This is a genomic window from Coprococcus sp. AF21-14LB (genome assembly GCF_003458885.1).
GTDB lineage: Bacteria > Bacillota > Clostridia > Lachnospirales > Lachnospiraceae > UBA9414.
The window spans coordinates 55,705-72,641 of record NZ_QRVX01000009.1 but is presented as its reverse complement, the minus strand read 5'-3'; the positions used below and the strand labels follow the sequence as shown (position 1 = coordinate 72,641).

Sequence of the window (16,937 nt, the reverse complement as noted above, 5' to 3'; positions counted from 1 at the left end):
GGATGCGCCCTTGCGGCAGAAGCAGAAGAAGTGTATCGTGTCATTGCAGGAATTGGGATTCAGATTAAATAAAATAAAATAGCTGCAGGAAGTTCCTGTATCATATAAAATCAGCCGGCGCTTAACGCTTCCGGCTGATTTTTTTGTTTTGACTTTTATTGTGATTTTTTTGTTTTCGTTATCTGCTCTTTCGGAAGAATTGTGTTTAAAAGAATTGCCATAATCGTTGTAACGACTACCGGGGATTTTCCGAAGACAGTTGTTACCCATGCTGGAAAGTGCGCAAGAGAATCAGAACATTGTGTAATTCCCATGCCGAGAGCAACGGAAAGACCAACAATAGAAGTATTACGGTAAGTTAATGGCTGCTGTACAACTAACTTGATTCCGGTCATAGCAATTGTTGCAAATACAGAGATGGTAGCTCCGCCCAGTACACACTGTGGAATGGTTGTTAAAAGGGCAGAAAATTTTGGCATCAGTCCGGCAAAGAGGATGATGACCGCTGCAAGACCGAGAACAATTCGATTGACAACTTTTGTGGAGGCAACAATACCAACATTCTGGCTGAAGGTTGCGGTAGGAAGACCGCCAAAAAGAGCACCGAAAATATTTGCACAGCCGTAAGCAACAATGCCTCCGGAGAGTTCTTTATCTGTTGGCTCGCGGTCGAGACCACCGCCTGTAGTTGCGGAAAAGTCACCGATTGCCTGAACGGAATTGATTACAAAGAGCAACACGATCGTAATGATAGCGGAAGGTTCAAATTTTAATCCAAAATGCAGCGGACTTGGAATTTGAAACAGGCCGGCTTCTGAAACTGCTGAAAAATTAATCATTCCAAAACATGCAGAAACGAGATAACCAACAATCATTCCAATAAGAATGGAAGAAAGTTTCAGAAAACCTGTTGCAAAATGGTTTAAAGCAATTACGACTGCAAGGGTAATTCCTGCCACAAGCCAGTTTTGCCAGGAACCGTAATCCGGTGAAGATGCGCCTCCGGCCATATATTTGACTGCAGTCGGGTAGAGTGAAAGACCGATCGTAAATACAACAGTTCCGGTAATAAGCGGCGGGAAAAGGATTCGGAGCTTTTTGATAAAAAGTCCGACAAAGATCGCGGCGAATCCTCCGATCAGCTGCGCTCCCAAAATAGTTCCGATATCATAGCTGCCTGCAATTGCCTGCATACTCGGCAGATAGGCAAAGCTGACACCCATGATGACCGGCAGACCGGAGCCGAGCTTTCCGCCAAGCGGAAAGAGCTGGATCAAAGTGGAAATGGCAGCGATAAAGAGAGCTGCCTGAACAAGAATAACTTTGTCAGTGCCATTTAGACCGGCTACACCGGAAATGACAATGGCAGGCGTTACACATCCAACAATCATTGCTACTACATGTTGTAGAGCAAGGGGAAAAGCCTGAGATAATTTCGGCATTCCGTTCAGTTCAAAAACAGAAGCATATTGTTTCTTTGCATTCATATAAGATTCCTCTCATTTCTAAAAATATTTGTAAATGCAGAATAGATTTACACAGGATATAACATATCCATGCCTAAAGTATAAAAAAATCTGTTGGAAAATGTCAATGAATCGGAAAGAAACAGATTATGATAAATAGTTATAAATATTAATAAGCGGCACTCATAAAAGCGCCGCTTCACTGTGTTCTGATAAAAATACAGAAAAAACATCTAAAAGATGCTTCCTATTATTTAGAGATTAGAGATGACAAGTCATTTGCAAAATCTAGCGAAAAATCAAACTATCATCGGTCATGGAATCTACAATCGCCAGTGATTCTACCCGGACGCCCTGTTCACGCACTTTGTCTCCGCCTTTTTGAAATCCTTTTTCAATAACGATTCCCGCACCTTCAATAGAAGCGCCGGCTTCTTTCACAAGTTCAATGAGCCCAAGCAGTGCACATCCATTCGCAAGGAAATCATCGATGATCAAACATGGTCATCTTCGTTGAGAAATTTTTTAGAAAGAATCACATCATAGACGCGTTTGTGTGTGAAGGATTCTACTTTGCTGTGATATACTTCACCGTCAATATTGATGCTCTGTGTCTTTTTGGCGAAAATCACAGGTACATGGAAATACTGGGCAGCAATGCAGGCGATTCCGATACCGGATGCTTCAATAGTCAGAATCTTTGTGATCTTATCACTTGGGAAACGGCGGCGAAATTCCTTGCCGATCTCATTGATCAGATCAATATCCATCTGATGATTTAAAAAACTGTCCACTTTCAGGACATTTCCAGGCTTGATGACGCCATCTTTTAAAATACGTTCTTTTAAGAGCTGCATAGTTACTATATCCCTTCTGAAATCTAAAATGTTAAAATTAAATTTACTTTACATAATACGCTATCAGTTTTCGATTTTCAATCTTTTTTTTCATAGTTTGACAAAATATATGATAATCTGACAGAGAGAACTTGACTTTTTTCGTGAATTTTGATTTCAGGGATAAATGTATTGTAGACAGAAAGAGAATATGGTATTATGGATTAAGGTATAGGCTGATTTATTTTACGGGAATAAATGGCCTTTTTGTATGATGTAAGGAGAACAAGGAGGAATATCTTGATTACTATTCAGAATTATGTAAAAGCAACGAGCCTGGAAGAGGCATATGAATTGAATCAGAAACGATCCTGCCGGATTCTTGGCGGAATGATGTGGATGCGTCTTGGAACTGCCAATGTGCAGACGGTTGTAGATTTGTCCGGGCTGGGGCTGGATCAAATAGAAGAAACAGAAGAAGAATTTTCCATTGGATGTATGGTAAGCCTGCGGGAGATGGAAATTCATCAGGGACTGAACAAATATTTTCACGGTGCAATTGCTGATTGCGTGAAAGACATTATCGGAGTTCAATTCCGAAATCAGGCAACGATAGGCGGTTCTGTATTTGGAAGGTTTGGATTTTCAGATGTCCTGACATGCCTTCTGGCGCTGGATACTTCTGTGGAACTTTATAAGGGCGGTTTAGTTCCGCTTGCGGAATTTATTAAAATGAAACGGGACAACGATATTTTAGTACGGATTCGGATTCGAAAAGATGGAAGAAGCATCTGTTATTTAGCGGAACGGATTGCAAAAACAGATTTTCCGGTAATTGCAGCAGCTGCGGCGGTAAAGGGAAATCAAGTCTTTGTTTCGATTGGTGCAAGACCGATGAAAGCAGCGCTATTTCAGACCGAACTTGCTAAATATACGGAAGAAACGATCCGTGGCTGCGCAAAAGCGGCTGCTCAGTCTATGACATATGGAAGTAATATGCGCGGCAGTGAAACATACCGCCGTCATCTGGCAGAAGTCTGTGTGAGAAGAGCTTTGGAAAAAGCGGCAGAACAATAGGAGGAGAATGATGGAACTGCATTTTATTTTAAACGGAAAACCGGTAGAGGCATTGATCAAAGCAGATACAATCCTTCTTGATCTTTTGCGTGATATGGGATGTTACAGTGTTAAACGTGGTTGTGATACAACCGGCTGTGGTCTCTGCACAGTACTGCTGGAAGAAAAACCGATTTTATCCTGTGCGATGCTGGCGGCACGAGTAGAGGGGAAACATATCGTAACACTGGAAGGAATGAAAGAAGAGGCAGAGCGTTTCGGGAAGTTTTTGGCAGCGGAAGGTGCTGAACAGTGCGGTTATTGTACGCCGGGAATGATTATGAATATTTTTGCTATGGAGCGCGAACTTGTGCATCCGACAGAGGAGGAGATCAAAGCATATCTGGCAGGAAATCTCTGTCGCTGCAGTGGATATATGGGGCAGCTTCGGGCAATTACAAAATACTTAAACAGAGAGGAGGTTTCTGCAGATGAAAGTGGTAAATAAAGCGATTCCGAAAGTGGATGCGAAGGCCATTGTAACAGGAAAGCCGATCTATACAGATGATCTGGCGCCAAAAGACTGCCTTGTGATCAAATTACTGCGAAGTCCTCACGCACATGCAGTAATCCGTTCAATTGATACATCAAGAGCGGAGTGTGTTCCGGGAATTGAAAAGATTTTTACATATCAGGATTGTCCGGGAACGCGATTTACTTTAGCAGGTCAGACGTATCCGGAACCAAGTCCTCATGACCGTTTGATTCTGGATCGCCATGTGCGGTTTGTCGGAGATCCGGTGGCGATCATTGCAGGAAAGGATGAGGCCTGCATAAAGAAAGCAATGCGGCTGATGAAAGTGGAGTATGATCTGTTGGAACCAATTCTTGATTTCCATGAAGCGAAAGATCATCCGGTGCTGATTCATCCGGAGGAAAACTGGGAAGCGCTTTGTCCGGTAGGTGCAGACAATAAAAGAAATCTTTGCGCGCATGAGGAATGTGGCGACGGAGATGTGGAACAGGTGTTATCAGAATGTGACTATGTAGTCGATGAAGTTTATCACACAAAAGCCAATCAGCAGGCGATGATGGAGAACTTTTGCGCTTACTCCTATATGGACACCTATGAGAGACTGACGGTCGTATCTTCTACGCAGGTACCTTTTCATGTGCGGAGAATTCTTGGAATTGCACTGGAGATTCCAAAGTCTAAAGTACGGATTGTAAAGCCTCGTATCGGTGGAGGATTTGGAGCAAAACAGACGGCAGTTATGGAAATCTATCCTGCATTTGTTACATGGATGACAGGAAAACCATCGAAACTCGTATTTACAAGAGAAGAATCTATGACGGCGTCTTCTCCGCGGCATGAGATGGAGATGCATGTGCGGGTTGGAGCAGACAAGAATGGCCGTATCCGTGCGATTGATCTGTATACGCTGTCAAATACAGGCGCATATGGAGAACATGGTCCGACAACAGTAGGATTATCAGGACATAAATCCATTCCATTGTACGGTAAGCTGGATGCGTTCCGCTTCAATTATGATGTTGTATATACAAATGTTATGTCAGCAGGGGCCTATCGTGGATACGGGGCAACGCAGGGGATTTTTGCAGTAGAATCTGCAGTGAATGAGCTGGCAGAAAAAATGGGTGTGGATCCGGTAAAACTTCGAGAAGAAAATATGGTCCGGGAAGGACAGATTATGCCTGCTTATTATGGAGAGCGGACAGATAGCTGTGCGCTTGACCGCTGTATGGAACGGGCGAAGGAAATGATTGGCTGGAATGATAAATATCCGTATCGCGATATGGGAAATGGAAAAGTACGCGGCGTCGGTGTGGCAATGGCAATGCAGGGGTCTGGTATTTCAAATGTAGATACCGGTTCTGTAACACTGAAAGTGAATGATGATGGTTTCTACAGCCTGATGATCGGGGCAACGGATATGGGAACCGGATGTGATACCATTCTGGCTCAGATGGCATCTGACTGTATGGACTGTGATATGGATAATATTATCGTATCAGGAGTTGATACAGATGTGTCACCGTATGACTGTGGTTCTTATGCTTCCAGTACGACATATGTGACAGGAATGGCAGTTATGAAAGCAAGTACAGAGCTTCGGGAGCGGATTACAAGACGCGGTGCAAAGATGCTTCAGTGCGCCCAGGAAGAAGTGGAATTTAATGGAGCGTCTGTTGTATGTTTAAAAACAGGAGAGCAGGTTACTTTGAAAGAACTGGCAAATGCATCTCTCTGTGCGAATGATGAAGCGCTTGAAGTAACAGCAGCACATTATTCTCCGACATCTCCGCCGCCGTTTATGGTTGGTATGGCAGAGGTCGAAGTAGACATGGAGACAGGCAAGGTAACACCGGTTGATTATGTGGCAGTAGTAGACTGCGGAACGGTTATTAATCCGTCTCTTGCGCGTGTGCAGACGGAAGGCGGGATTGCTCAGGGAATCGGTATGGCTCTTTATGAAGATGTTGTATACAATGCAAAAGGAAAAGATCTTAGCAATTCCTTTATGCAGTACAGGATTCCGACAAGACTGGATGTAGGAGAAATCCGCGTTGATTTCGAGAGCAGCTATGAGCCAAGCGGTCCGTTTGGAGCAAAGTCTATTGGTGAGATTGTAATCAATACGCCGTCTCCGGCTATCGCAAGTGCTATTAGCCATGCGACAGGAGGACATTTCCGGGAGCTTCCGATTACACCGGAGAAAGTATACTGCGCGATGCAGAAAGAGAAAGCACAGTAAAAATGAACGGAAAGATACATGTGATTCTGCTGGCAGCAGGAAACAGCATAAGATTCGGCAACAACAAACTGTTGCATAAAATAGATGGGAAACCGCTCTATCAGTTTCTTCCTGATACATTAAAGGAAGTGCAAAGCTGTGATGGAGTACACTGTATTGTAAGTCAATATAAAGAAATTCTTGAACAGATGGCAGAGCGCGGGTACCACTGTGTAAAAAATGACAAGCCGGAAGATGGGATTGCCCATTCTATCCGGCTTGGAATCGAATATCTGGAAGAAATCGGTGTTCTTATGAAAGAAGATGCGATTTTATTTGGCGTCTGTGATCAGCCTTATGTGCTGGCGGAAACGATCGAAGGATTGCTGGAATCTTACCGGGAAAGTAAAAAGGGACTGGGATGTCTCTGCAAAGACGGAAGACTTGGGAATCCGGCTGTATTTGGAGCGGCTTATGCGAATGAATTGAAGGCGTTGACGAAGGATCAGGGAGGCAAGAAGGTCATTCACAGACATTTAGAGGATCTCTGCCGGTGGGAAGCGGCTTCTGCATTCGAGTTGGAAGATATTGATTGTAAAGAAGCGTTGAATCTGGTTCAAAATATAAGGCAATGGCAGAAAAAAGATCTGTATTTCCGCATCCCGGAATCATTGGATACACTTTGGAAAAACAAAAGAATGTCACAAAAGAGTACGGAGCTTTCCGGCTATAGAAAACGAATCGGGATGAGAGAATTTCTGCAGCATACCGGATTGTCAGAAGTTACAAAAGCAACGGTTGCGCTTGTCGGTGCAGGGGGAAAAACAACATTTGCTTATAGACTGGCAGAAGCATTGCGAGCAGAAGGAAAGGCAGTACTTGTCAGCACAACAACCCACATGAGAGAGACAAAAGAACATTGCTTTATATGGCGGGAGGAACCGGAGGCAGAAGTTCAGCTGAAAAGTTTGAGAAAATGTATAAGAACTCCGGAAGTTTGGACAGTAGGGAGAAAGGCAGAAGGCGGAAAGATTAAAAGTCTGCCGGAAGAGGTGTTGGAAGAACTTAGGAAATGGGAGATGATTCTCATTTTGGAGGCAGACGGAGCAAAAGAACGTCTTGTGAAGATGCCGGCAGAACATGAACCGGTGATTCCAAAGGGAACAGACTTAGTAATCGGACTGACGAGCCAGATGGCGATTGGACAGAAAGTAGGAACAGCCCACCGACCGGAACTTGTGAAAGCATTTCTGGGAAAGACGGAAGAAGAACTTTTGACAGAAGACGACTTGTTTTTGATTATGACAAGTAGCAAAGGACTTAAGAAAAATGTATCCGGTATTTTTCTTCCGGTATTGAACCGCTGTCCAAAAGATTGGTGTCCGAAAGAGAAACAAAACTGGGCAGAGCAGGGGATAATTTTGTGTGAAGAAATGGAGTGAAGCGCTATGCGAGCAGCGATTATTACAGCGAGTACGAAGGGATATCAGAATCTCCGGGAAGATTTAAGTGGTCCGGAGATTGAAAAATTATTGGTGGAAGCTGGGTTTCAGGTAGTTTCTGCAAAGATTTTACCGGATGACAGAAATCTGCTGGGAGAAGAAATGCGCCGAATCGCGGATGAAGGATTGGCGGAATTACTTCTGACAACGGGAGGAACCGGATTTGCGCCAAGCGATGTAACGCCGGAGGCGACAGAAGATGTGGCAGAGAAGCTAGTTCCGGGGATTCCGGAGGCAATGCGTTATTACAGTATGCAGTTTACAAAACGGGCCATGTTAAGCAGAACGCAGGCAGGAATTCGCAAACAGACATTGATTATTAATCTTCCGGGCAGTCCGAAAGCTGTCAGGGAGTGCTTAGAGTATATTTTACCGGAACTTACCCATGGAATTCAGATTATGACAGGAGAGACAGGAGAATGTGCGAGAACAAATTAACAATTTCGGGAGAAACCAAGATCCGGGAAAATGCTTACCGGAAGATGGCGGTGCATCTGCAGGAACATTGCTGCGTGTGCAGGCAGGTACAGTTACCGGATAAGACAAGTTACCAAGAGACACTTCGCAATGCACCGATGCTTGTGATTCTTGGAGGAGGACATATTTCGCTTTTCCTTGCCAGACTTGGAAAACTGATCGGCTACCGGATCATTGTAGTAGATGACCGACCGGATTTTGCATCTCGGGAACGGTTTCCGGAAGCGGATCAGTTGATTTGTTTACCGTTTCTGCAAGTATTTGAAAAAGAATTATTGCCGGAGTATGCTTCGTATGTAATTGTCACAAGAGGGCATGAAAACGATTATATATGCCTGCGCGAAGTGCTGTACAGGACCTATTCCTATGTGGGAATGATCGGGAGCCGCAGTAAAGTAGCATTTACGAGAAATCGGTTGTTAGAAGATGGATTTACGGAGGAAATATTAAGTGAAATACATGCTCCGATCGGGTTGGACATTGGAGCTCAGACACCGGAAGAAATTGCGGTAAGTATTGCTGCGGAACTAATTCAGGAACGGACCAGCGTTCAGCAGACGACGGTCGTACCGGAAATATTAGAATGGTTAAAAACAAAAAAAGAAGCAATGATGATGGTAACATTAATTGAGAAAAAAGGTTCTGCACCGCGAGGAGTTGGCTCAAGACTGCTTGTCTGTCAGGATGGAGCTGCGCCGGAACAATTGGCGGGGGTGCGGTAGAATATTTGGCACAGAAACATGCGAGGAAGCTTTTGGAAGAAAAGAAAGAAATAGATCTGAAGCATTATGATCTTTCTTCTCAGGCAGCAGAAGCCGGAATGGTCTGCGGCGGAAATGTCCGCGTATTATTTGAACGTGTAGAAGCTGTGTTGGATTAAAATTACAAAGTCAGATTAAATTTGTTTTTCAACTTTATCAGAGCAAAGAAAAAAGTACTGTGAACCGGAAAGGAACACAGTACTTTTTTAATACGTTCAGAATAATGCTATGCTAAAGCCACAATAACTTCTACTTCGCAGAGAACATTCTTTGGAAGTGTTTTTACAGCAACACAAGAACGAGCTGGTTTGCCTGTGAAGTATTTGCCGTAAATTTCGTTAAATGCTGCAAAATCACCCATATCAGCGAGGAAACAAGTTGTTTTCATAACATCTGTGAATTTTGCGCCTGCTTCTTCAAGAACTGCTTCGATATTTTTCATGACCTGTTCAGCCTGCTCTTCGATCGTTGTACCGGCAATTTCGCCTGTAGCCGGATCGATCGGAATCTGTCCGGAAGAAATCATAAGGTTTCCGAATACCATTGCCTGAGAATATGGTCCGATTGCTGCCGGAGCTTTGTCTGTACTGATTACTTTTAACATGATAAAAATCCTCCTTTAATCTTGTTCATCTTAGTTATCATGATAACACTTTTGAGAGAATTTCTCAATAAAAAATATTCAGAATATGAATTTTTTCTTATCGAATGACTTTTTTATCGCGGCATGCTATAATCGAAACAAATGTGTGAAAGGGAAGAAAAGGAAATGAGGATATTGATAAAAGGTGCGGGAGATCTTGCAAGCGGAATTGCAGTCCGATTGTTTGCATGCGGATTTCAAGTAATTATGACAGAGCTCCCGAAGCCGACCGCCGTCCGGTATCAGGCGGCGTTTTCAAGAGCAGTATACGAGGAAGACAAAACGGCAGTCTTAGAAGGGATTACGGCTAGAGTAGTTTCCGGAAAAGAAGCTGTAGAAGAGGCAGTTAGCCTGGGAGAGATTCCGGTGGTCATTGATCCGGAAGCAAAACTTGTAGAACAGTTTCGTCCGGACGTAATTGTAGATGCGATTCTTGCCAAAAAAAACCTTGGTACTTCTATCACAGATGCGCCGATCGTAATTGGAGTCGGACCGGGATTTACTGCAGGCGATGATTGTCATTATGTGGTGGAAACAAAACGGGGGCATGATCTTGGGCGAGTCATTACAAAAGGAAGCGCCCTTCCCAATACCGGTATTCCCGGAGAAGTGAGAGGCTATGCAAAAGAACGTCTGATCAGGGCAGAAGTAAACGGTATTTTCTATCCGAAGATGCACATTGGAGATCTTGTCAAAAAAGGCGATGTGGTGGCAATGGCAGGAGGAGTGCCTATTCAGGCAAAGATGAGTGGGATGATAAGAGGAATGCTTCCGGATTGTGGTATGTATGTAAAAAGAGGAATGAAATGTGGAGATATAGACGCCGGATGTACACTTCGACACTGTTATACGGTATCCGACAAAGCGAGAGCCGTCGGCGGAGGGGTGTTGGAAGCAATTTTGAGAGGACAATTTGAACAAAACAGAGAAAGGAAAGACAGATGGAAGAAAGACTGACACATTTTGATCAGAAAGGGAATGCTGTTATGGTAGATGTAGGCGGGAAAGACATTACCGAACGAACAGCGACGGCATCGGGAGAAATCCATGTAAGTCAGGAGATTATTGCTGCAATACAAGGTGGAACATCGAAAAAAGGAGATGTACTTGGAGTTGCCAGGGTTGCCGGAATTATGGCAGTAAAACGGACGTCAGAATTAATTCCGATGTGTCATACACTGCTGATTGATAAGAGCAAGGTGGATTTTGAAGTAGAGGAAACAAGAGGAGTCATCAAAGCTGTCTGTACTGTGAAAATGCATGGCAGAACAGGTGTAGAGATGGAAGCGTTGACAGGAGTCAGCGTAGCGCTTTTAACAATTTATGATATGTGTAAAGCCATTGATAAGGCAATGGTAATTTCTGAGATCCATCTTGAAACAAAAACCGGAGGAAAGAGCGGGGATTTTATATTTCCGGGAACAGGAGAAGCTGGAAAGGAAGACATAGATGAAGGATCAGCACGGGAGAACAATTGATTATCTTAGAATTTCAGTGACGGACAGGTGTAATCTGCGCTGTACATATTGTATGCCGGAAAGCGGAATTTGTTGGACGCCCCATGAAGAGATTTTAAGTTATGAGGAGATCATCCGGATTGTAAGGCAGGCGGCTGTTCTTGGAATCTGTCACATTAAGATTACAGGGGGAGAACCTCTTGTGAGAGAAGATGTGGCAGGACTGATAAAAGAACTGAAAAAGCTTCCGGGGATTCAGACAGTTACATTGACAACGAACGGTATTTTGCTTCCGCGTTATATAAATGATTTGGCAGAAGCAGGAATAGATGGAATCAATATCAGTCTTGATACACTTGACGGGGAAGCTTACCACCGTATTACACGCGTTGGGCATGTGGAAGATGTACTCAGAGGAATTGAAACTGTTCTTGCATATCCAAACATTTCTGTTAAAATAAATAGTGTATTGGAAGAAACGAACTGGCAGCATACGGCAGTAGCGTTAGCAGGAATTGCGAAACGAGCGCCGGTGCATGTCAGATTTATTGAGAGGATGCCGTTGTCGGTCAATGAAATCTGCAAGGAAAGTCAGCAGCAGATGGTTGCATCGGTACTGGAGCAGGCTTATGGCAAGATGGAACGATATGAAAAGACGCTTGGCTATGGACCGGGAGTGTATTATAGCTTTGCCGGGTTTTGCGGCAAGATAGGCTTTATCAGCGCTGTCAGCCACAAGTTCTGTGACAGATGCAATCGTATTCGTCTGACTTCGGAAGGGAAACTAAGACTTTGCCTTCAGTCGCAGAATGGAATGGATCTAAAGACGCATCTGAGAAAAGGGTGTACTGACGAAGAACTTTTGGAACTTCTTATAGAAGGAATCCGACAGAAACCGAAGGAACATCATTTTCAAGAAGAGAATATTCAATCAGCTGCTATGGCAAAGATTGGCGGCTAGAGAAATGGAGTATAGAAATGGGAATCGTAAAAGCAGTTTGTATCAGTAAAGAAAAAGGAACACAAAAGCAGGATCAAAAGACAGCAGAATTTCTTGAGGACTGGGGAATAAAAGGAGATGCTCATGCAGGGAAATGGCATCGCCAGGTGAGTTTATTATCCTATGAAAAGATAGAAGAATTCCGAAAGAAAGGTGCGGAAGTTGCGTTTGGTGCATTTGGAGAAAACATTGTTGTGGAAGGGTATGATTTTAAAAATCTTCCGATCGGAAGCCGGTTTCAATGCAACGAGGTTCTTCTTGAGATGACTCAGATCGGGAAAGAATGTCACCATGGCTGCGAGATTTTTCAGAAGATGGGAGACTGTATTATGCCAAGAGAAGGTGTATTTTGTATTGTACTCCACGGAGGAATCATTTCTGCAGGTGACAGTTTTACACTTGTGGAGGAAGAATAGATGCAGGAAACACCGTATTTTCCGCTGTTTATAAATCTTGAGGGAAAGAAAATTGTAGTGTTCGGTGCCGGGAAGATTGCGCTTCGCAGGGTTCGGACATTACAATTTTTTCATACAGAAATAACTGTGATCACAAGAGAAATTCCGGCTGATCTTCTGGAAGCGTGGGAGATGCTGTGTCATAATGGGAATCTTCAGATTCGAAAGAAAGCTTTTGAAGAGGAAGATCTGGCGGAAAACTGGTTTTTTGTATTGGCAGCCACGGGTGATTCGGAAGTGAATGAGCAGATTGCGCGTCTTTGCAAGAGGAGAAATGTGCCAGTCAATAATGCATCGAATGCATCTATGTGTGATTTTTATTTTCCGGCAATAGCATCTTCAGAAGAAGTGGTAGTAGGAATAACCGGCAATGGGAAAAATCATAGAGATGTGGCTGAAAAAGCGGCAATGATACGAAAATGTTTGGAGAAAGCAGATGAAAAAAATAATCAGGATCGGCAGCAGAGAGAGTAAACTGGCTGTCGCACAATCAGAAATCGTTATACAGCAATTAAAGCGCTGCCATCCGGAGTATGTCTATGAACTGGTGACGATGAAAACAACCGGAGATATGATATTACATAAGACGCTGGATAAGGTAGGAGGGAAGGGACTTTTTGTAAAAGAGCTGGACCGGGCGCTCCTTTCCGGAGAAGTAGATCTGACAGTTCACAGTCTAAAGGATATGCCGATGGAAATACCGGAAGAACTTCCTCTTCTTGCATATTTGGAGCGTCAGGATCCGAGAGATACCCTTGTCCTGCCGGAAGGAACAGACCAGTGGGATCAGTCGCTTCCGGTGGGGTGCAGCAGTCTGCGGCGTAAACTGCTTTTAGAGCAGCTTTTCCCGGGGATTACGGTGCAGTGGATTCGGGGCAATGTACAGACACGGCTTGCAAAGCTTGAAAGTGGTGAGTACGGCGCTCTTGTTCTTGCGGCAGCAGGGTTGAAACGGCTTGGGCTGGAGAAACGGATTGCAAAATACTTTTCTGTGGAAGAGCTGATCCCGGCAGCGGGACAGGGAATTTTAGCAGTACAGGGAAGAGAAGAGATGCGGGATTTTACGAGCTGTCTATGGGATGAAAGACTGGCTCGAATTGCAGAAAGTGAGAGAGCTTTCGTAAGAACACTGGATGGAGGGTGTTCTTCTCCTGTGGCAGCCTATGCGAAAGAAAGCGGACAGGGAATTTGTCTTACAGGTCTATATGCAGAACAAGGCACGAACGAATACCGGATTGGAAAAATTTATGGAAGTTATGAGGATGCAGAAAAGATAGGAGTCGAACTTGCAGATGAATTGCGAAACAAAAAAAGATAGACAGCAGGGAAAGGTATGGCTTGTAGGAGCCGGTCCTTCCGATGTGGAATTGATTACAGTAAAGGGAAAACGTCTTCTGGAAGAAGCAGATGTGATTGTATTTGACCGGCTTGTTGGGCAGGGAATTCTAATGTACGGAAGAAAAGATGCAGAATATATTGATGTGGGCAAACGTTCCGGACATCATCCGATTCCTCAGGAGGAGATTAATGAGATTTTATTGCGAGAGGCAAAATCAGGGAAAAAGGTAGTACGATTAAAAGGTGGAGATCCGTTTGTATTTGGACGAGGGGCAGAAGAGATAGAGCTGCTTTTGAAAGAAGGGGTTCCATATGAGATCGTTCCGGGAATTACATCAGCGATTTCTGTTGCAGCGTATGCAGGGATCCCTGTTACACATAGAAATATGGCGTCCTCTCTTCATATTGTAACAGCACATAAAAAGGCAGGAGGAATTGCAGAAAAGGAATTTGAATCGCTTGTAACTATGGGAGGAACGCTTGTGTTTTTAATGGGTGTGACTTCACTTCCGGAAGTGACAGAGGGACTTCTGAAAGCGGGGATGAATCCGAATACGCCATCAGCAGTGCTGGAGAAGGGAACAACGGCAGCTCAGCGCAAAGTATGTGCGCCGCTTTCTGAACTTGCAGGACGGGCAAAAGAAGAACAGATTACCTCCCCGGCAATTATTCTTGTGGGAGATGTGTGCAGCTTGTCAGAAATGTCCTGGTATGAGAAACGTCCTCTGTCCGGAATGCGGATTATTGTGACAAGACCAAGAGAAAGGCAGGGAAGGCTTTCTCAGATGCTAAGAGAAGAGGGAGCTGAGGTGTTTGAATTTCCTGCTATAGCAGTGCGTCCGGCCCAAAATACTGAGGTGCTTGAAAAAGCGCTTGCAAAAATAGATACCTATCGGTGGCTTGTACTGACAAGTCCGAGCGGAGCAGAGCAGTGGATGAAGTTTCTGAGAGAACGAAGAATCGATATGAGAACATTATCTCATTTAAAACTGGCATGCATCGGAACAGGAACAGCCAGTATCATGGAAACACATGGATGGTATGCGGATCTCATTCCGGATAGATACGATGGAGTTCATCTTGGCCGGCTTCTGGCAGAAAAGGTGAAAGCCGGGGAAAAAGTGCTGATTGCACGGGCAGCGCAGGGAAATCCTCAGCTTTTAGAGGAACTGATGCGCGCAGAACAGGTGCAGATTACAGATGCACCGCTCTACGAGATTGAAGAAGAGCGTTACGCATATATTGATCTTCGGCGAGAATTTTCCTACGAAAGAACCTATGCGATGTTTACAAGCGCTTCTACTGTCAGAGGATTTGTCAATGCAGCAGAGGGGATAGAACTCGGACAGGTGCATGCATTTTGCATAGGGAAGCAGACAGAAAAAGCAGCCAGAGCATTTGGCATGAAAACATTGACTGCAAAGGAGGCAACATTGGAATCACTTATCGCATTAGCGAAAAGTGTACAAAAAGGAGAGAACCTATGGGAACAGACATTTTAATTACAGGAAGTGTGCTTGCCGTTCTTCTGATTCTTTACAGTGTTATGTCGGCGAGTCGCCGTGCCAATCTCCTGAATCGCAGAAGAAAGATTGAGCGGGAGTGGGGAAATGTTCCGGACAGGGAATATATCAGCGGAGAATTAGAAAATATTGCACACTATTATCAGAATAAACTAAAGCGCCAAGAAGAAAAAAGTCATGTGATTGATGATATTACCTGGAATGATTTGGATATGGATCGAGTGTTCTGTATGCTGAACCGTACATATTCTTCTGTCGGACAGGAATATCTTTATTATATGTTAAGAACACCGGAAATGTCGGAAGAAAACATGCAGGAAAGAGAACGGCTGATCAGACATTTTGCAGAAGCAAAAACGGTCCGCACGGAATTACAGATGCAGTATTTTGAAATTGGCCGAACGAAGAAAGTATCTATCTGTGATTATATCCAGACATTGGAATCGCTGAAGCCAAAAAGCAATATGCCGCATTATCTGTCCATTTTTATTTTTCTGCTCTGTGCAGTTGGATGCTTTCTGAATCCAGCGGTAGGATTTCTCATATTGCTTGCGGATATAGGAGTTAATATCCGGGTTTATTATAAACAGCGGGGAGAAATCGAACCATACATTGTAACATTTGTACATTTGATCCGGATGCTGAAGGCAGGAGAGAAGATTAGTCGTATAGAAGATACTGAAATTTCTTCATACATAAATGAAATCAGAGAAATCCGCAAAAGTTTCGGGGCGTTTCAGAAAAAATCAGGATGGATTGCAGGCGGAGACAAAATGTCAGGATCGGCGCTTGATGTGTTTGCAGATTATATTCGTATGTTGTTTCATATTGATCTGATTGTATTCAATCAGATGCTGGGAGAGGTGCAGAAGAAAAGCCGGGAAATCTACAGGTTGATGGATCTTCTCGGAATGTTGGAAGCACATATTGCAATCGCTTCTTATCGGGAAAGTCTTCCGTTTTATGTACTGCCGGAATTTCTGAAGAATCAGGGAACAGAACTGGAAGCAGAAGATGTGTATCATCCAATGATCCGGGAGCCGGTAGCGAATACAATCCGTACGAAGAAAGGGGTACTGATTACAGGTTCAAATGCTTCAGGAAAATCCACATTTTTAAAAACCATTGCGATCAACGGAATCCTGGCACAGACAATCCATACCTGTCTTGCACATACCTATCGGACAAAATTCTTTCGCGTGTACTCTTCAATGGCGCTGCGGGACGATCTTGACAGTCAGGAAAGTTATTATATTGTAGAAATCAAGTCATTAAAGAGAATTCTAAATAAGACAAATGGGGAAGTGCCGGTACTTTGTTTTATTGATGAGGTACTTCGAGGAACGAATACCGTAGAGCGCATTGCAGCATCTGCACAGATTTTAAAGAGTCTGGCAGGAAATAATGTACTTTGCTTTGCGGCAACACACGATATCGAGTTGACGCAAATGTTGGAAGCCGATTATGATAATTATCATTTTCAGGAAGAAATCGTGGAAAATGATATTCTTTTTGACTATATTTTATATCCGGGACGTGCGACTTCAAGAAATGCAATTCGTCTGCTTGGCATGATCGGATATGACGAAGAGATTATCCGCAGAGCAGATGCAACCGCAGAGGAATTTTTAAAGAGTGGGGAATGGATTCTTGCAGAATTGTAGTGA

The 16,937-nt window shown here is 43.8% G+C and carries 15 protein-coding genes and 2 pseudogenes; 14 read left to right on the top strand and 3 right to left on the bottom strand.

Annotated features, from left to right (window positions below; genetic code table 11):
- Window positions 1-155: 155 nt before the first annotated feature.
- Entirely contained in the window at window positions 156-1,487 is a 1,332-nt protein-coding gene (locus DWX73_RS03905; RefSeq protein ID WP_118347055.1) for a uracil-xanthine permease family protein, read from the bottom strand.
- A gap of 267 nt (window positions 1,488-1,754) precedes the next feature.
- Window positions 1,755-2,323, bottom strand: a pseudogene (locus tag DWX73_RS15460) (xanthine phosphoribosyltransferase).
- A gap of 279 nt (window positions 2,324-2,602) precedes the next feature.
- On the opposite strand from DWX73_RS15460, the gene DWX73_RS03895 reads away from it, so the two are divergent.
- The 6 genes and pseudogenes from DWX73_RS03895 (at window position 2,603) to DWX73_RS03870 (ending at window position 8,973) form a co-directional block, all read left to right on the top strand.
- Window positions 2,603-3,379 carry an FAD binding domain-containing protein gene (locus DWX73_RS03895; protein ID WP_118347053.1) on the top strand — a complete coding sequence of 259 codons (777 nt, stop codon included), beginning with the start codon at window positions 2,603-2,605 and terminating at the stop codon, window positions 3,377-3,379.
- Between the two features lie 10 nt (window positions 3,380-3,389).
- Window positions 3,390-3,866 (top strand): (2Fe-2S)-binding protein, encoded by a 477-nt coding sequence (locus DWX73_RS03890; RefSeq protein WP_118347051.1) that lies wholly within the window; start codon window positions 3,390-3,392, stop codon window positions 3,864-3,866.
- Complete coding sequence (locus DWX73_RS03885) at window positions 3,850-6,135, top strand: xanthine dehydrogenase family protein molybdopterin-binding subunit (protein WP_118347049.1); 2,286 nt, start codon at window positions 3,850-3,852, stop codon at window positions 6,133-6,135. Before DWX73_RS03890 ends, DWX73_RS03885 begins: the two co-directional genes overlap by 17 nt.
- A gap of 2 nt (window positions 6,136-6,137) precedes the next feature.
- Window positions 6,138-7,556: a selenium cofactor biosynthesis protein YqeC gene (gene yqeC / locus DWX73_RS03880; protein WP_118347047.1), complete on the top strand. Its 1,419-nt coding sequence runs from the start codon at window positions 6,138-6,140 to the stop codon at window positions 7,554-7,556.
- 6 nt (window positions 7,557-7,562) lie between these two features.
- Window positions 7,563-8,054 (top strand): MogA/MoaB family molybdenum cofactor biosynthesis protein, encoded by a 492-nt coding sequence (locus DWX73_RS03875; protein WP_118347045.1) that lies wholly within the window; start codon window positions 7,563-7,565, stop codon window positions 8,052-8,054.
- Window positions 8,036-8,973, top strand: a pseudogene (locus tag DWX73_RS03870) (XdhC family protein). Before DWX73_RS03875 ends, DWX73_RS03870 begins: the two are co-directional and overlap by 19 nt.
- A gap of 107 nt (window positions 8,974-9,080) precedes the next feature.
- Here DWX73_RS03870 and DWX73_RS03865 read toward each other — a convergent pair.
- Window positions 9,081-9,458, bottom strand: coding sequence for a RidA family protein (locus tag DWX73_RS03865; protein ID WP_118347041.1), 378 nt, complete (start codon window positions 9,456-9,458; stop codon window positions 9,081-9,083).
- 165 nt (window positions 9,459-9,623) lie between these two features.
- On the opposite strand from DWX73_RS03865, the gene yqeB reads away from it, so the two are divergent.
- Genes yqeB through DWX73_RS03825 form a run of 8 tightly spaced genes read left to right on the top strand, consistent with a single transcriptional unit; the run spans window position 9,624 to window position 16,934 of the window.
- Entirely contained in the window at window positions 9,624-10,454 is an 831-nt protein-coding gene (gene yqeB / locus DWX73_RS03860) for a selenium-dependent molybdenum cofactor biosynthesis protein YqeB (protein WP_118347039.1), read from the top strand.
- Window positions 10,439-10,975, top strand: a complete 537-nt coding sequence (gene moaC / locus DWX73_RS03855) for a cyclic pyranopterin monophosphate synthase MoaC (protein WP_118347037.1) — start codon at window positions 10,439-10,441, stop codon at window positions 10,973-10,975. The genes yqeB and moaC overlap by 16 nt, the downstream gene beginning before the upstream one ends.
- Window positions 10,947-11,915: a GTP 3',8-cyclase MoaA gene (gene moaA, locus DWX73_RS03850; protein WP_118347035.1), complete on the top strand. Its 969-nt coding sequence runs from the start codon at window positions 10,947-10,949 to the stop codon at window positions 11,913-11,915. Before moaC ends, moaA begins: the two co-directional genes overlap by 29 nt.
- Before the next feature lie 17 nt (window positions 11,916-11,932).
- Window positions 11,933-12,370: an MOSC domain-containing protein gene (locus DWX73_RS03845; RefSeq protein WP_118347033.1), complete on the top strand. Its 438-nt coding sequence runs from the start codon at window positions 11,933-11,935 to the stop codon at window positions 12,368-12,370.
- Window positions 12,371-12,883, top strand: a complete 513-nt coding sequence (locus DWX73_RS03840) for a precorrin-2 dehydrogenase/sirohydrochlorin ferrochelatase family protein (protein ID WP_118347031.1) — start codon at window positions 12,371-12,373, stop codon at window positions 12,881-12,883.
- Complete coding sequence (gene hemC / locus DWX73_RS03835; protein WP_118347029.1) at window positions 12,846-13,727, top strand: hydroxymethylbilane synthase; 882 nt, start codon at window positions 12,846-12,848, stop codon at window positions 13,725-13,727. Before DWX73_RS03840 ends, hemC begins: the two co-directional genes overlap by 38 nt.
- Window positions 13,702-15,249 (top strand): uroporphyrinogen-III C-methyltransferase, encoded by a 1,548-nt coding sequence (gene cobA, locus DWX73_RS03830; RefSeq protein WP_118347027.1) that lies wholly within the window; start codon window positions 13,702-13,704, stop codon window positions 15,247-15,249. The genes hemC and cobA overlap by 26 nt, the downstream gene beginning before the upstream one ends.
- Window positions 15,231-16,934: a MutS-related protein gene (locus DWX73_RS03825; RefSeq protein WP_118347025.1), complete on the top strand. Its 1,704-nt coding sequence runs from the start codon at window positions 15,231-15,233 to the stop codon at window positions 16,932-16,934. Before cobA ends, DWX73_RS03825 begins: the two co-directional genes overlap by 19 nt.
- Window positions 16,935-16,937: the final 3 nt, after the last annotated feature.

What these genes read in the sequence shown, in the direction of transcription:
- DWX73_RS03890 (WP_118347051.1), top strand. Translation starts at nt 3,390, where the DNA reads ATGGAACTGCATTTTATTTTAAACGGAAAACCGGTAGAGGCATTGATC.
- DWX73_RS03885 (WP_118347049.1), top strand. Translation starts at nt 3,850, where the DNA reads ATGAAAGTGGTAAATAAAGCGATTCCGAAAGTGGATGCGAAGGCCATT.
- DWX73_RS03840 (WP_118347031.1), top strand. Translation starts at nt 12,371, where the DNA reads ATGCAGGAAACACCGTATTTTCCGCTGTTTATAAATCTTGAGGGAAAG.
- hemC (WP_118347029.1), top strand. Translation starts at nt 12,846, where the DNA reads ATGAAAAAAATAATCAGGATCGGCAGCAGAGAGAGTAAACTGGCTGTC.
- DWX73_RS03845 (WP_118347033.1), top strand. Translation starts at nt 11,933, where the DNA reads ATGGGAATCGTAAAAGCAGTTTGTATCAGTAAAGAAAAAGGAACACAA.
- moaC (WP_118347037.1), top strand. Translation starts at nt 10,439, where the DNA reads ATGGAAGAAAGACTGACACATTTTGATCAGAAAGGGAATGCTGTTATG.
- yqeC (WP_118347047.1), top strand. Translation starts at nt 6,138, where the DNA reads ATGAACGGAAAGATACATGTGATTCTGCTGGCAGCAGGAAACAGCATA.
- DWX73_RS03825 (WP_118347025.1), top strand. Translation starts at nt 15,231, where the DNA reads ATGGGAACAGACATTTTAATTACAGGAAGTGTGCTTGCCGTTCTTCTG.
- moaA (WP_118347035.1), top strand. Translation starts at nt 10,947, where the DNA reads ATGAAGGATCAGCACGGGAGAACAATTGATTATCTTAGAATTTCAGTG.
- cobA (WP_118347027.1), top strand. Translation starts at nt 13,702, where the DNA reads ATGAATTGCGAAACAAAAAAAGATAGACAGCAGGGAAAGGTATGGCTT.
- DWX73_RS03865 (WP_118347041.1), bottom strand. Translation starts at nt 9,458, where the DNA reads ATGTTAAAAGTAATCAGTACAGACAAAGCTCCGGCAGCAATCGGACCA.
- DWX73_RS03905 (WP_118347055.1), bottom strand. Translation starts at nt 1,487, where the DNA reads ATGAATGCAAAGAAACAATATGCTTCTGTTTTTGAACTGAACGGAATG.
- DWX73_RS03875 (WP_118347045.1), top strand. Translation starts at nt 7,563, where the DNA reads ATGCGAGCAGCGATTATTACAGCGAGTACGAAGGGATATCAGAATCTC.
- yqeB (WP_118347039.1), top strand. Translation starts at nt 9,624, where the DNA reads ATGAGGATATTGATAAAAGGTGCGGGAGATCTTGCAAGCGGAATTGCA.